The 13709-nt window shown below is 72.9% G+C and carries 15 protein-coding genes; 10 read left to right on the top strand and 5 right to left on the bottom strand.

Annotated features, from left to right (window positions below; all coding sequences use genetic code 11):
* Positions 1–33 precede the first annotated feature (33 nt).
* Complete coding sequence (locus NX794_RS29000; protein WP_258782251.1) at positions 34–489, top strand: RrF2 family transcriptional regulator; 456 nt, start codon at positions 34–36, stop codon at positions 487–489.
* 62 nt (positions 490–551) lie between these two features.
* On the top strand, positions 552–677 hold the full coding sequence (locus NX794_RS28995; protein ID WP_258782249.1) for a hypothetical protein: 126 nt from the start codon (positions 552–554) through the stop codon (positions 675–677).
* A gap of 21 nt (positions 678–698) precedes the next feature.
* Here NX794_RS28995 and NX794_RS28990 read toward each other — a convergent pair whose 3' ends face one another.
* A complete protein-coding gene (locus tag NX794_RS28990; protein ID WP_258782247.1) occupies positions 699–1922 on the bottom strand; it encodes a globin domain-containing protein in 1224 nt (407 codons plus the stop codon).
* 312 nt (positions 1923–2234) lie between these two features.
* On the opposite strand from NX794_RS28990, the gene NX794_RS28985 reads away from it, so the two are divergent.
* Together NX794_RS28985 and NX794_RS28980 are read left to right on the top strand one after the other, a co-directional pair.
* On the top strand, positions 2235–3596 hold the full coding sequence (locus NX794_RS28985; protein ID WP_258782246.1) for a glutamine synthetase family protein: 1362 nt from the start codon (positions 2235–2237) through the stop codon (positions 3594–3596).
* A gap of 40 nt (positions 3597–3636) precedes the next feature.
* Positions 3637–4176: a P-loop NTPase family protein gene (locus NX794_RS28980; protein WP_258782245.1), complete on the top strand. Its 540-nt coding sequence runs from the start codon at positions 3637–3639 to the stop codon at positions 4174–4176.
* A 5-nt stretch (positions 4177–4181) separates the two neighbouring features.
* Here NX794_RS28980 and NX794_RS28975 read toward each other — a convergent pair whose 3' ends face one another.
* The 3 genes from NX794_RS28975 to NX794_RS28965 are packed head-to-tail and all read right to left on the bottom strand — an operon-like array spanning position 4182 to position 7469.
* Complete coding sequence (locus NX794_RS28975) at positions 4182–5201, bottom strand: TolB family protein (RefSeq protein ID WP_258782244.1); 1020 nt, start codon at positions 5199–5201, stop codon at positions 4182–4184.
* Positions 5198–6580 (bottom strand): MFS transporter, encoded by a 1383-nt coding sequence (locus NX794_RS28970; protein WP_428985980.1) that lies wholly within the window; start codon positions 6578–6580, stop codon positions 5198–5200. The genes NX794_RS28975 and NX794_RS28970 overlap by 4 nt, the downstream gene beginning before the upstream one ends.
* A 1-nt stretch (position 6581) precedes the next feature.
* Positions 6582–7469, bottom strand: coding sequence for an alkaline phosphatase family protein (locus NX794_RS28965; protein WP_258782243.1), 888 nt, complete (start codon positions 7467–7469; stop codon positions 6582–6584).
* A gap of 152 nt (positions 7470–7621) precedes the next feature.
* On the opposite strand from NX794_RS28965, the gene NX794_RS28960 reads away from it, so the two are divergent.
* The 6 genes from NX794_RS28960 to NX794_RS28935 all read left to right on the top strand — a co-directional run bounded on the left by NX794_RS28960 (position 7622) and on the right by NX794_RS28935 (position 12336).
* Positions 7622–8464, top strand: coding sequence for a DUF72 domain-containing protein (locus NX794_RS28960; RefSeq protein WP_258782241.1), 843 nt, complete (start codon positions 7622–7624; stop codon positions 8462–8464).
* Between the two features lie 64 nt (positions 8465–8528).
* A complete protein-coding gene (locus NX794_RS28955; RefSeq protein WP_258782240.1) occupies positions 8529–9302 on the top strand; it encodes an ATP-binding cassette domain-containing protein in 774 nt (257 codons plus the stop codon).
* Entirely contained in the window at positions 9302–10603 is a 1302-nt protein-coding gene (locus NX794_RS28950) for a DUF7224 domain-containing protein (RefSeq protein ID WP_258782239.1), read from the top strand. Before NX794_RS28955 ends, NX794_RS28950 begins: the two co-directional genes overlap by 1 nt.
* A complete protein-coding gene (locus NX794_RS28945) occupies positions 10600–11217 on the top strand; it encodes a hypothetical protein (RefSeq protein ID WP_258782237.1) in 618 nt (205 codons plus the stop codon). Before NX794_RS28950 ends, NX794_RS28945 begins: the two co-directional genes overlap by 4 nt.
* A 90-nt stretch (positions 11218–11307) precedes the next feature.
* A complete protein-coding gene (locus tag NX794_RS28940; RefSeq protein ID WP_258782236.1) occupies positions 11308–11493 on the top strand; it encodes a hypothetical protein in 186 nt (61 codons plus the stop codon).
* A 108-nt stretch (positions 11494–11601) separates the two neighbouring features.
* Positions 11602–12336, top strand: a complete 735-nt coding sequence (locus NX794_RS28935) for a DUF4097 family beta strand repeat-containing protein (protein ID WP_258782234.1) — start codon at positions 11602–11604, stop codon at positions 12334–12336.
* Here the strand turns inward: NX794_RS28935 and NX794_RS28930 are convergent.
* Positions 12333–13106 carry a DUF899 domain-containing protein gene (locus NX794_RS28930; protein WP_258782233.1) on the bottom strand — a complete coding sequence of 258 codons (774 nt, stop codon included), beginning with the start codon at positions 13104–13106 and terminating at the stop codon, positions 12333–12335. The genes NX794_RS28935 and NX794_RS28930 overlap by 4 nt on opposite strands.
* Positions 13107–13709: the final 603 nt, after the last annotated feature.

Genomic DNA, 13709 nt, shown 5'->3' with positions numbered 1-13709 from the left:
GCTCCGGGATGCGTATTACCTACCCTCGCCGGTATGCGGCTGCTGCGCTCCACCGACCTCGCCCTGCGCGTCCTGATGCGACTCGCCGTCGCCGCCCCCGCCGACACCCCCACCACCAAGCTGGTCTCGGCGGACATGGACGTGCCCTACACGCACGCCGCGAAGGTCGTCGCCGAACTCCAGCACCTGGGCCTGGTCGACGCCCGCCGGGGCCGGGGCGGCGGGCTGACCCTCACCGAGCGGGGCCGCGCGGCCTCCGTCGGCGCGGTCGTCCGCACCTTCGAGGGCGACGGCGACGTGGTCGACTGCGAGGGCGCCAGCCCTTGCCCCCTGCACACCGGCTGCCGGCTGCGCGGCGCACTGCGCCGGGCCCAGGAGGCCTTCTTCGCCTCGCTCGACCCCCTCACGATCGCCGACATGGTGGCCGACCCGACCGGCCCGCTGCTGCTGGGCATCCCCCGGAGCACGGCCACCGAGTCCATGTCGTGAACAGCCGCGCGCGCCGATCCCGGTGGTGCAAGTGAGCCAGGACGCGGCAGGCACTGGAGATCATGGCCCGCGAGCGGGCCCGGCTGTCCGAGGCCATCGAGGGCCTCGCCGCCGCCAGGGACGTGCTGGACCACCTCATCGAGGACAACCACGCGTACCCGACACGGTCGGCGGACGACGAGGCGTGAACCGGGCGGTGTCCGGATCCACTAGACGGCCGGTTCCCGGGATCCGGCGGCCGGCCAGAGATCGGGACCGAACACCTCGTAGTGGACGTCGGCCGGGGCCACGCCCTTCCCGATGAGCTGGGTACGCACCGCGCGCATGAAAGGCAGCGGCCCGCACAGGTACGCGCGGGTGCCGGGCCGTACGTCGACGCCGGCGAGGTCGACCAGGCCGGTGTGTTCGCCCGGGCCGGCGTCCCGCTCGTAGAAGAGGTGGACGGCGGCCCCCGGGAGCTTGCCGGCGTAGGACTGGTGGTCGGCGCGCAGGGCGTGGTCGGCGGGGGAGCGGTCGCCGTGCACCACGGTGACGGGGCCCGGGTGACCGGCGGCGGCGAGATCGGCCAGCATCGCGATCAGGGGAGTCACGCCGATGCCGGCCGAGGCCAGCAGCAGCGGGGTGTCCGGGCCGGCGTCGAGCACGAGATCGCCGTACGGCTCGGAGAGCTTCAGCACATCACCGGGGTGGACGTGAGCGTGCAGGTGGTTGGACACCTCGCCGTCGGGGGCCGGCGCACCGTCCCCGCCCGACCCCGACCCCGTCACCCGCTTCACGCTGAACTGGCGCAGGTTCTCGCCGGGGGCACCGGACAGGCTGTACTGCCGTAGCTGCCGGGCGCCGTCGGGGAGGGTGACGCGGACGGAGACGTACTGCCCGGCGCGGAAGCGGGTCACCGGGCCGCCGTCCACGGGCCGCAGCCGGAAGGTGACGACGTCGGCGGTCTCCCGGACCCGCTCCACGACCTCCCACTCCCGCTCGCCGGGCCCGCCGCCGCGCTCGTACAGCCGCTTCTCGATGGCGATGAGCGCGTTGGCCATCAGCCAGTAGACCTCGTCCCAGGCGGCGGCCACCTCGGGTGTGACGGCCTCGCCGAGCACCTCGGCGAGCGCGGCGAAGAGGTGCTCGCGCACCACCGGGTACTGCTCGGGGGCGATGCCGAGGGAGGCGTGCTTGTGCGCGATACGGCCGAGCAGGGCGTCGGGCCGCCGGCCGGGGTGGTCCAGCAGGTGCGCGGCGAAACCGGCGATGGAGCCGGCCAGGGCCTGGCGCTGGGTGCCGGTGGCCTGGTTGCCGCGGTTGAACAGGTCGCGGAGCAGGTCGGGGTGGGCGGCGAAGAGCCGGGCGTAGAAGCGCTCGGTGATCTCACCGATGGCGGCGCCCACCACGGGGAGGGTGGCGCGCACGGTGGCTGCGGACGGTTCGGAGAGCATCTCGACTCCTCGGTACTCGGCTCGGCTGACCGGCACGCTAGAGAAACTTGCATATGAGATGCAAATTAAAGGAGGGTGGTGTGGATCACGGCCGGGGGGAACCGGCCATTACGGATGCCGGCGCGAGCAGGCAAGATGGGCGACAGAGCGGTACACCTGCCGTACGGGACGCGTTCAGGCCGAGGACGCCCGTGCGATCAAGGTCCGCAACGCGCGTGAAATGGTGTTGTGGTGGGATGCTCAGGTGCCCGACCGCCCGCCCGCGGGTCCGGGGGACAGGCGGCCTGACCAGCAAGGATGGGGAAGCGGAAGATGGACAAGCAGCAGGAGTTCGTGCTCCGGACCTTGGAGGAGCGCGACATCCGGTTCGTACGGCTGTGGTTCACGGACGTGCTGGGCTTCCTCAAGTCCGTGGCCGTGGCCCCCGCCGAGCTGGAGCAGGCCTTCGACGAGGGCATCGGCTTCGACGGCTCCGCCATCGAGGGCTTCGCCCGGGTCTACGAGTCCGACATGATCGCCAAGCCGGACCCCTCCACCTTCCAGGTCCTGCCGTGGCGCGCGGAGACGCCGGGCACCGCCCGCATGTTCTGCGACATCCTGATGCCGGACGGCTCCCCGTCCTTCGCGGACCCCCGGTACGTCCTCAAGCGCGCCCTGGCCCGCACCTCCGACCTGGGCTTCACCTTCTACACCCATCCCGAGATCGAGTTCTTCCTGCTGAAGGACCGCCCGCTGGACGGCACCCGGCCCGTCCCGGCCGACAACTCGGGCTACTTCGACCACACCCCGACCAACGTCGGCATGGACTTCCGCCGCCAGGCGATCACCATGCTGGAGTCGATGGGCATCTCGGTGGAGTTCTCCCACCACGAGGGCGCGCCGGGCCAGCAGGAGATCGACCTGCGCTACGCCGACGCCCTCTCCACGGCCGACAACATCATGACGTTCCGGCTGGTCATGAAGCAGGTCGCGCTGGAGCAGGGGGTGCACGCCACGTTCATGCCGAAGCCGTTCTCGGAGCACCCCGGCTCGGGCATGCACACCCACCTCTCCCTCTTCGAGGGCGACCGCAACGCGTTCTACGAGTCCGGCGCCGAGTACCAGCTCTCCAAGGTCGGCCGCTCCTTCATCGCCGGCCTGCTCAAGCACGCGGCAGAGATCTCGGCGGTCACCAACCAGTGGGTCAACTCCTACAAGCGCATCTGGGGCGGCTCCGAGCGCACGGCCGGCGCGGGCGGCGAGGCACCCTCGTACATCTGCTGGGGCCACAACAACCGCTCGGCCCTGGTCCGCGTCCCGATGTACAAGCCCGGCAAGACCGGCTCCGCCCGCGTCGAGGTCCGCTCCCTGGACTCGGGCGCCAACCCCTACCTCTCCTACGCCCTCCTCCTCGCCTCCGGCCTCAAGGGCATCGAGGAGGGCTACGAACTCCCGCCGGGCGCCGAGGACGACGTCTGGGCCCTCTCCGACGCCGAGCGCCGCGCGATGGGCATCGAGCCCCTGCCCCAGAACCTGGGCGAGGCCCTGACCCTGATGGAACGCAGCGACCTCGTCGCCGAGACCCTCGGCGAACACGTCTTCGACTTCTTCCTCCGCAACAAGCGGCAGGAGTGGGAGGAGTACCGCTCGGAGGTCACGGCGTTCGAGCTGCGGAAGAACCTGCCGGTGCTGTAGTGCCGTGACCGCGGAATCACCGGCCGGACAGGAGGCGCGAGTGGAGCGGATCTTGGTGGTGGGGGCCACCGGGGCGGGGAAGTCCACGCTCGCCCGGGCCCTGAGCGGTCGTCTCGGGGTGCCCTACCACGAGATGGACGCGCTGTATTTCGACGGGCCCGGCTGGGCCGTCAACGGCAGGCTGGCCGAGGACGTGGCGAGGGTTGCCGCCGGGCCCCGCTGGATCGTCGACTCGCTCGGCTATCCGGAGGTGCGCGACCTGCTGTGGGGCCGGGCCGGGACGGTCGTGTGGCTGGATTATCCCAAGCGGGTGATCATGCCCCGTGTGCTGCGTCGGTCCGTCCGGCGCACCGTCACACGCGAGGATCTCTTCGGCGGCAACCGGGAGACCTGGCGGGGCTGGCTGAGCCGGGAGCATCCGGCCTGGTGGGCGTGGTCCCAGCACGGCTCCCGGCGCCGGGAGATCGAGCGCCGGGTCCGCGATCCCCGCTTCGCCCCTCTCGACGTCCACCGCTTCGGCCACCCCGATGACGCGGCGGCCTGGCTCGCGTCCGTGGGCCGGCCGTGGCAGGAGTCGTGAACGGCTCAGTCCAGGTACGCCGGTGAGACCGCCGCCGTGCTGATCCGGCGGCCCGTTCCCGTGCCGTCGGCCGGTACCTCGTACAGGTCGGCGCCGTAGTCGCCCGGCAGGGAGTACACCAGCGTGCGGGCGTCCTTCCACACCGCCTGGTCGTCCACGCTGCGGCGCTCGGCCAGGGGGGTTTCGCGCAGCGTGCGGAGGTCGAGGACGTACAGGCGCCAGGGGGCGTCCTTCGGGAGGCCCGGGACGCGCTTCTTGTAGGCGACGCGGGTGCCGTCGGGGGAGAGGGACGGGCATTCGACGTTCGCGTGGAGGGTGGTGACCGTGCGGGCGCGGAGGTCGCCGCGGACCAGGTAGGTACGGCCCTTCGTGGCCAGCGTGGCGTAGAACGTGCGGTCGTCGGCCGCGAACGTCACGCCCCAGAAGTTGGCGTCCGCCGAGTGGTAGGCGTGGCCGTCCTTGAGGATGCGGAAGGCCTCCAGGGAGGGGATCAGGGCGCCGGTGCGGGTGTCCACGATCGCCGCGCGGGTCGAGAAGTTCGTGCCCGCGTACGAGTCGCCGCCCACGAAGGCCGTCCAGGCGGCGAAGCGGCCGGTGGGGGAGACGCGGGCGCGGGAGGGGATGCCCGGGACGTCGTAGCGGGCCCGGGTGCGCAGGCGGGCGTCCAGGATCAGGGCGCGGTAGGTGTCGGAGACGGGCCCGTGCACCGCCTGGAGGCAGACGCCGGTGCCCGAAGCGGCGTAGAAGCGGAGGCACTTGACGCCGGAGGCCGTGCGGGGGGCGGAAGGAGTGGAGGCGGGGGTCGATGTCAGCTCGTCGCGGTGCGGGCCCCACGCCAGGTTGCGGAACACCATGCGTCCAGGGGCCGTCAGGGTCACCGGGCCCGGGGTGACCTTCGGGCCGCCCGCCTGGACGTGGTCGCGGCGGTCCGCCCGCGCCGAGGCGTGCAGCACGGAGGCCAGCCCCACCGCCGCCAGCACGGCGAGGGCCGAGACCAGGATCAGGACGCGGGTGCGTACGGTCATGCGGGGCCGGGACCTTTCGGGCGCAGGGCGAGGGTGAGGGAGAAGGCCGCGCAGGCCGCCAGGGCCACCGTCGCGCCGGCCAGCGCCGCGCGGTCACCCCACACCGTCCAGGCCGCGCCGAACAGCAGCGAGCACGCGAACCGGGCCAGCGCCTGCCCGGTCTGGACGACGGCCAGACCCGAGGAGCGCAGGGCCTCCGGTACGCCGTCCGAGGCCGCCGCCATCAGCACCCCGTCGGTGGCCGCGTAGAAGCCGCCGTGCAGGGCGAGGACCGCGTACGGCAGGGCCGTGCCGTGCCAGGAGGTGAGGAGGAAGGCGTAGGCGAGGAGCAGGGCGCCGTGGCCGGCGAGGAACACCGTCCAGCGGCCCACCCGGTCCGCGAGCCGGCCGAGCGGCACCGCGAGCAGCAGGAACGCGGCGGCCGTACCGAGGGGCAGCAGCGCGAACCAGCGGTCGGACACGCCGAGCCGGCGTTGCAGGAGGAGGTAGACGAAGGAGTCGCTGACCGTGGCGAGGCCGAGGAGCAGGGCGCAGAGCGCGATGCGGCTCAGGTGGCGGTGGCGCAGGAGGCGTACGGCGGCGCGGAGGGTCGGGCGGTCGGTCCCCTGTGAACTTCTGTTGCCGGCCGTCTGCGAGCCACCGGTGCCGGCCGTCTGCGAGCCCTCGGTGCCGGTCGTCCGCGAGCCCCTGGTGCCGCCGGCCGGCGACCCGGGCACGAACAGGACCAGGACCAGCACCCCCGCCACCGCCACGCAGAAGCTGACGGTGAAGACCGCGTCGTAGCCGTCCACCGTGGCCCGCAGGATCAGGAACGCCACCAGCGGGCCGAACAGGGCGCCCGCCGTGTCCATCGCGCGGTGCACACCGAAGGCGCGCCCCCGCGTCTCCGGCGTACTGGACAGGGAGATGAGAGCGTCGCGGGGTGCCGTGCGCAGGCCCTTGCCGGTGCGGTCGGCGGCGAGGATCAGGCCGATCGGCGTGAGGGTGTGAGCCAGCAGCAACAGGGGTTTGCAGGCCGCCGAGACCGCGTAACCGAACCCGGCGACCCACTTGTGCCGGCCGCCGCCCCGGTCGGCGAGGTGGCCGCCGAGGAGGCGTACGAGGGCGGAGAAGCCGTTGTAGACGCCGTCCAGGAGTCCGAAGCCGAGCGGGGAGAGGCCGAGGCCGGTCACCAGGTACAGCGGGAGCACGGCCGTGACCATCTCGGAGGACACGTCGGTGACCAGGCTGACCGTGCCGAGGGCGAGGACGGTGGGCGCGAGGGCGGCCCGGCGCCGACCGGTGGCGGAAGGCCGCCCGGTGGCTGGTGGCCGCCCGGCCGGCGGCCGGACGGCGTTTTCGGCGGACGGACGGGTCGCGCGGCTGTCCGCTACGTACACGTCAGGACGCCCAGATGCCGGTGATGTCCTGGGCGGAGGCGGCGTTGCCCGCGTGCGTGGTCAGGCCCTGGCTGTCCTCCAGGGTGCGCAGCAGGTCGTAGTGGTTGTAGGTGGTCGAGGACGACGAACCGGGGGTCACCGGCTGGCCGTACAGGACCGTCGGGATGCGGTTGCCGCTGAGGCGGTTGTCCTCGTCGAACGTGACGACGAGCAGGCTGTTGTGGGTCTTGGCCCAGGTGGCGTACGCGCCGAGCTTGTTCTTCAGCCAGGTGTCACCGGTGGACACCGAGCAGTCGTGCATGTCGCTGCACAGGTTCGGGGTCACGAAGGACACCTTGGGCAGCGTCGAGTAGTCCGCCGGGAACTGGGCGAACGTCCTGGCGCTGGACGTCGGCACGTTGGAGAAGCCGAACCAGGGGTTGTGCTTGCGGGCGTAGTCGCCACTGCTGCACGTGGTCGAACCCTGGCTCGGCAGCGTCTCGTTGTAGCTGGCCCAGGACCGGCCGGCGGCGATCAGCTCCGAGGCGAGGTTCGGCGCGGAGGAGAAGCCGGGGGTGTAGCAGCTGTCGTCCGTGATGCCCTGTGTCGAACCGGAGAAGAGGGCGAAGTAGTTGGGCTGGCTGGGGTGCGTCTCGGCGTACGACTGGGTCAGGTTGGCGCCGCCCGACTTCAGGGAGTTGAGGTAGGGCGCGCTGGAGGAGCCGATGACCTGGCTATAGGCGTGGTTCTCGAAGACCACGACGACCACGTGGTCCGGGCCGGGCACGGCACCCGCGGCATGCGCGGACTCGCCGCCGAGACCGGTCCACATCCCGAGGGCGGCCGCGGCGAGGGCCGTTGCCGACGCCACGACGGTACGGGCACGGCGGTACGCGGAACTGCCGGACACATCAACCTCCGGGAGAGGGGGGAACGGGCTGGCGGTGCGCACAGAGCATGCTCACGCCAATCTGCGCCCGGCCCACGTGGCCCGGCCCGGCGGGTGAAGAACGGGTGAACTGCCGGGTGCCGTCCGCGCCGCCGGCGGGTACCCGCGCCCGCATGGCGAAGATCCACGTGGGCACGTGCGGCTGGACGGACCGGGCACTGGTGACGAGCGGCTGGTACCCGCCGGGTCGCCGCGACACCGAGGGCCGACTACGGCACTATGCCGAGCGGTTCACGGTGGTGGAGGCCGACTCCCCGTACTACGCCCTCCCCAACCCCCGTATGGCGCAAGGCTGGTCGGAACGCACGCCGGACGGCTTCCGTATCGACGTCAAGGCCTTCTCCCTCCTCACCGGCCACCCCCCCCGCCCCACCGCCCTCCCCGCCGACCTGCGGTCCCACCCCCGCGACGACGCCCTCGTGGACGAGGTCTGGAAGCGCTACGCCGACGCGCTCACCCCGCTGCGCGACACCGGCCGCCTGGGCACCCTCCTCTTCCAGTACCCGCCCTCCCTCACCCCCGGCCCCCGCGCCGAGTCGATCCTCCGCACGGCCCGCGAACGCGCCCGCGACTGGCCCTTCGCGGTCGAGTTCCGCCACCCCTCCTGGTGGCGCGACACCCAGGCCCCCGCGACGGCGGCCCTGCTCGCCGACCTGGACGCCACGGCCGTAGCGGTGGACACGGCCCCCGGCCTCCCTACCTCCATGCCCCCGGTCACCCCCGTCACCACCCCCCGCCTCTCCGTCGTCCGCTTCCACGGCCGCAGCCCCCACTGGGGCACCGGCACCAAGGAGGACCGCTTCCGCCACACCTACACCGAACCGGAACTGACCGACTGGCTCCCCCGCATCAGGTCCCTCGCCGCCCGCACCACCGAACTCCACCTCCTCTTCAACAACTGCTGCGGGGACGCGGCGGTACGGGGGGCGGAACTGCTGCGGGAGATGCTGGACTGAGACACCCGGACCCCGCCCGGAGCCACCGTCCACCGCCCAAGTAGGTTGGTCATCAGGGGGTTTCATGGGCAACGGTCCGAAAGCGGTGGCGGTGGCCGAGGGCGTGACCGTGCGCTACGGCACGACGACGGCCCTGGACGGCGTCTCCCTCGCCTTCCCGCCGGGCGTCACCGGCCTGCTCGGCCCCAACGGAGCGGGCAAGAGCACCCTGCTGTCGCTGCTCAGCACGGCACGCAAGCCCAGGTCCGGCACGGTCACCCTGCTGGGAGAGCCGGCGACGGGACGGTTACGCGTCCAGCGCCTCAGACACCGCATCGGCGTCCTCCCGCAGTCCTTCGGCTGCTATCCCCGCTTCACCGTGCTGGAGTTCACCGAGTACGCGGCCTGGCTGCGCAAGGTGCCCGCCGCGCGGCGTCGCGAACGTGCGCGGGAGGCGCTGCGGCTCGTGCAGATGGAGCGGTACGCCGACCGCAGGATGGGTGCCCTCTCCGGGGGCATGCTGCGCCGCGTCGGCATCGCCCAGGCCGTGGTCAACGAACCCGCGCTGGTCCTCCTCGACGAACCGACGGTCGGCCTTGACCCCGCCCAACGGGTCGGCTTCCGCGCCCTGATCAAGGAACTGGGCGACCGCTGCGCGGTGGTCATGAGCACCCACCTGGCCGAGGACGTGGCGCACGTCTGCGACCGGGTCTGCGTCCTCCTCGACGGCACGGCCCGCTTCACCGGCACCGTCGCCGAACTGTGCGCCCTGCCCGCCTCCGGGGACACGGAGATCAGCGGCACGGCCGTGGAAGCCGGGTACCTGCACCTGGCCGGCGCAGCGGCGGCGGCCGGCTGATGCGCGTCCTGCTGACCGAGATGCGCCGCGGTGAGGCCAAGTGGGCAGCCGCCCTCATGGCAGCCGTCGGCGTCTATTACTTCACCGCCGAGAGCCCCGCCGACAGTGACTGGATCGGCTGGTGGCCGCAGACCAGCCTCAAGGTGCAGCTCTTCGCCGTGATCGTCATGGGCTCGGTGATGAGCGCGGCGGCGGCCTGGGGCGCGGGCCGCTCCTTCCGCCACCGCACCCGCCCCTGGTCCGACACGGCGGCACGCGGCGGCTGGTCCCAGGCACTCCTGTTCTGGCTCGCCGCATGGCTGTGGTCCCTCACCGCCTACGCCCTGTTCGTCGCCGTCGCCTTCTCCCGCACCGCCGCCGTCAGCGACGTCACCGAGCCCGCGTGGACGCCCCTGCTGCTCGGCGCGAGCATGATGGCCCTCCAGATCGCGGCCGGAGTCGCCCTCGGCTCCGCCCTCCCGTCCCGGGCGGTCGCCCCCTTCGCCGGCGTCTTCTGGTACGGCCTGTTCGTCGCCGTCGCCTTCGTCCCCGGCACCCCGCTCGACAAGCTCTTCCCTGCGATAGACGAGTTCTGGAGCTCGGAGTTCGCGCCGAACACCACCCGCATGCTCATCGCCGCCACCTGGTGCCTGACCGCCGCCCTGGCCCTCACCGCCCTGCCCGCACTGCGCCGCCACGCCGCGCTCACCCCCCGCCCCGTTCCCCTGGCCGCCCTCGCCCTCGTGGCACTGACGGCCGGCAGCACCCTGGTGTCCCTCCGCACCCCCGTACCCGACTCGTACTGGGCGGTGCGCAAGGACCAACCCGCCCACGCCCTCTGCGCCACCAGCGGCACCACCGAGCTGTGCCTGTGGCCCGAGGACCGCCACCTGCTGCCCGAGGCCCGCGCGGCGGTGAAGACCGTCGACACGAAGCTCGGCTCTCTCACCGGCCTCAACCGCGCCTTCTACGCCAGCGGTCTGAAGCGCCCGCCCGGCGCAACCGCCGAACTCCCCGTCATGTCACCGGCGGAGAGCGAGGCGACCCTGACCGACGCCCTGTTCTCCGCGGCCCTGCCCCAGCCCGAACCCGCGAACTGCGCACCCCACCCCCTCCGCGAGACCGGCGGCTACCCCGACACCTTCCTCTTCGAAGCCGCCGTACGCACTCGCGCGGGAGCACCGAGCGAGTACTACGGCGAGAAGTTCGGCCACGCCCTCGAACGCGTCACCCGTGCCCCACACGCGCAGCGGGACGCCTGGCTCGACCGGGCGGCCGAGCGGATCCGCGCCTGCCGCCCCGTACCGGAACTTCCCCGGTGAACGCCGCCGTCGCCTTCGTACGCTGCCGGAACCTGCCCCGAGCCACCGGCCTCGCCCTGCTCGTCGCCCTGGCGGCCACCGCCTTCGCCGGGCAGCGCGTCGCCCTGCCCGAGTTCCGCTACCTGGTCGACTTCAGCGTGCCGGTGGCCGAGGTGGTCCCGCTCGCCCACGCGGTCATCCTCGCCACCACCCTCTTCTCACCCATGGCCGACCTGGAACAGACCTCGGCCCAGCCGATGAGCCGCCACCGGGGCGCGTACCTCCTGACCCTGCTCGCCCTCGCCCTGGCCCTCACCGCGCTCCCGCTGCTCGCCGGCGCCACGGCGGCGGTGTTCGCCTCGGCCGCCCGCAACGTCGTCGGCTACCTCGGCCTCGCCATGCTCAGCGCCCGCCTCTTCGGCAGCGGCCTCTCCTGGCTGCTCCCACTGGTCGTCTTCGGCCCCACCCTGCTCCTCGGGGTGCGCGCCGACAACACCCCCGAACCCTGGGCCTGGTCCCTGCACCCACCCACCAGCACCTCGGCAGCGGCCCTCGCCACAGCCCTCTGGCTGACCGGCGCATACGCGGCGGCAACGGCCCGCCCCCGCCAGACGGAACGAGCGGAACACGACTGAACGGGCTCAAGATCGGCTCAAATCAATGGAATCCGTACCGGCCGCCGTGCATGCTCCTCAACAAGACCACATACCCCAGGGGGAACACCGATGAAGAGCCTGCTCGGCCGAGTCGTGACGCGCGTCCGGGACGTCGTTTCCGGGCGTCAGGACGTCAAGGAGTACGGCGACCCGGAGGCCCACCGCCACGGGCCCCACAACCGGGACGCCAACCTCGCCCGGCACTACATCCCGACCCCGCCGCAGGTCCCCGGAAACCTGCCCAGCGGCATGTAGCCGGCGCGGACCATCGGGGGGTTATCCCCAGTGCTCGCGTGGGAGCGGCTCCCTAGACTCGCGGTGACTGATCACGAACCGCGACTCGCTCCACACGGGGGACCCTTCATGCCGCGCCCGCAGACGCGCCCGCTCGCCACGATGGCCCTGGCCGCCCTCGCACTCGTCGGGCTGTCCGCCTGCTCGGCCCTCGACCACGAGACCTTTCAGGACGATGCCAAGGCCCCCGGGAAAGTCACCGCGATCCGGATCGACAACGACAACGGGGGCGTGCGGCTGGAGACGTCGGCCGGTGTCTCCACCGTATCCGTGCACCGCAGGGTCCACTACCGGGGCGACAAGCCGAGCGGTACCTCCTTCTCCGTCCACGAGGGCGTCCTGACGCTCGCCGACTGCGGAAAGGACTGCGACGTCGACTACGTCGTCAAGGCACCGGCCGGACTCCCCGTCACCGGAAGCACCTCCGACGGCGACCTCGAACTGACCGGTGCCGGTCCGGTCGACGTGCGCACGAGCAACGGTGAGATCACGGTGAGCGGAGCCAAGGGACCGGTGAAGCTGCGCACGACCAACGGGAACATCGACGTCAAGGACGTCAAGGGCGGCATCGACGCCCGGACGTCCGACGGCGAGCTGACCGTCCGCACGGCCACCGCGCAGAACATCAAGGCCCGCACCACCAACGGCGACCTCACCGTCACCGCGCCACCGGCCCCGTACCGCATCACGGCGAGCACCTCCTACGGCGACAAGAACGTGGCGTTCAAGAACGACCCGGCGGGCACGTACCGCCTCGAACTGGCCACCACGAGCGGCGACTTGACCCTGCGGCCGGCTGACTAGCGGTCCTGGCCCTGCCGCCCCAGCGTCTGCTCCGGGGTCGCGCCCGGCCGGGTCCACTGCGGTACCGGCCGGCTGGTCGGGCCCCAGGTGGCGGCGCCGTCCGCGTCGGTACGCCAGTACCAGCACGGGGGATTGCCCTGCGGCCACCCCTCGGGACGGTCCTCCCAGGCCTCGCCCCGGCCGTACGGCGTCCGGTCGAGCAGGGCCATGGACCCGTTGACCACCTCGGTGCCGCGCCCGGTCGTGGCGTAGGTGAGGAAGACCCGGTCGCCGTCGCGCAGGAAGCAGGTGAGGTACCCCATCTCGCCGCCGATGGGCTCGGCCACGTCCCGCACCGAGTACCAGGGCTGGGTGTACCCCATGAACTCGACGAACGAGGCCACCTCGTCCCAGGCCCCCACGGTCAGCACGGCGAACGAGACACCCCGGGCGTTCAGATAGACGGCGTCCTTCAGATGCCACACCGTGGTGGTGCAGCCCTCGCACTGCCCCTGATGCGGAGCACCGTCCCACCACATGTGCTTGTAGACCATCAGCTCGTCCCGCCCCTGGAACAGGTCGAGGAACGGCACGGGACCGGCGGCACCGACGACCTCCACCGTCCCGTCGACCTCCACCATCGGCAGCCGGCGGCGCGCGGCGGCCAGCGCGTCGCCTTCGTGGGTGTGTGCCTTCTCGCGGACCAGCAGCTCGTCCCGCGCCGCCTGCCAGGTGGCCAGGTCGACAACAGGAGGCAGCGCGCGGGCCGAGTCGTCCGGGGTGTTCGTCATGATGCCCTCCGCGATATGGGGTGCGGCGGACCGCCGTACGACGGTCACCAGAGCAGACTGCCGACCTGGCCGGAACTCATCGCCGCAGGCGCTCCGGGACTCACCCGTCCGGCCGTACGAGACCCGCACTCGCGCACGGCGGAAGGGGACGTGGCGGGTGGTGTCCGCCCGCAGCGGCCGGCGAGAACGCGTCGATGACGCAAGGGACAGGGCGCCGGACCGAGGACGGACACCACCCGGCGCGGCACCGACCCACCCACGGCGAACGGGCGCGCCCCGAGCCACGACGCACGGAAACGGGCCGCCGCAGGCATGAGACGCCGGCCCACCCACGACCGCCACGGCCATCCACCGCGCCCAGCCCCCACAACCGCCGCAGGCCCCCCCCCCCCCAGCCCCACCCCCCACCCCCCCCCCCCCCCCCCCCCCCCCCCCCCCCCCCCCCCCCCCCCCCCCCCCCCCCCCCCCCCCCCCCACCCCCCCCCCCCCCCCCCCCCCCCCCCCCCCCCCCCCCCCCCCCCCCCCCCCCCCCCCCCCCCCCCCCCCCCCCCCCCCCCCCCCCCCCCCCCCCCCCCCCCCCCCCCCCCCCCCCCCCCCCCTCCC

The sequence above is a fragment of the Streptomyces pyxinicus genome, assembly GCF_024753135.1.
Lineage (GTDB): Bacteria > Actinomycetota > Actinomycetes > Streptomycetales > Streptomycetaceae > Streptomyces > Streptomyces pyxinicus.
Note: the sequence above shows the minus strand (reverse complement) of the source record. Positions and strands in the feature narration are given on the sequence as shown.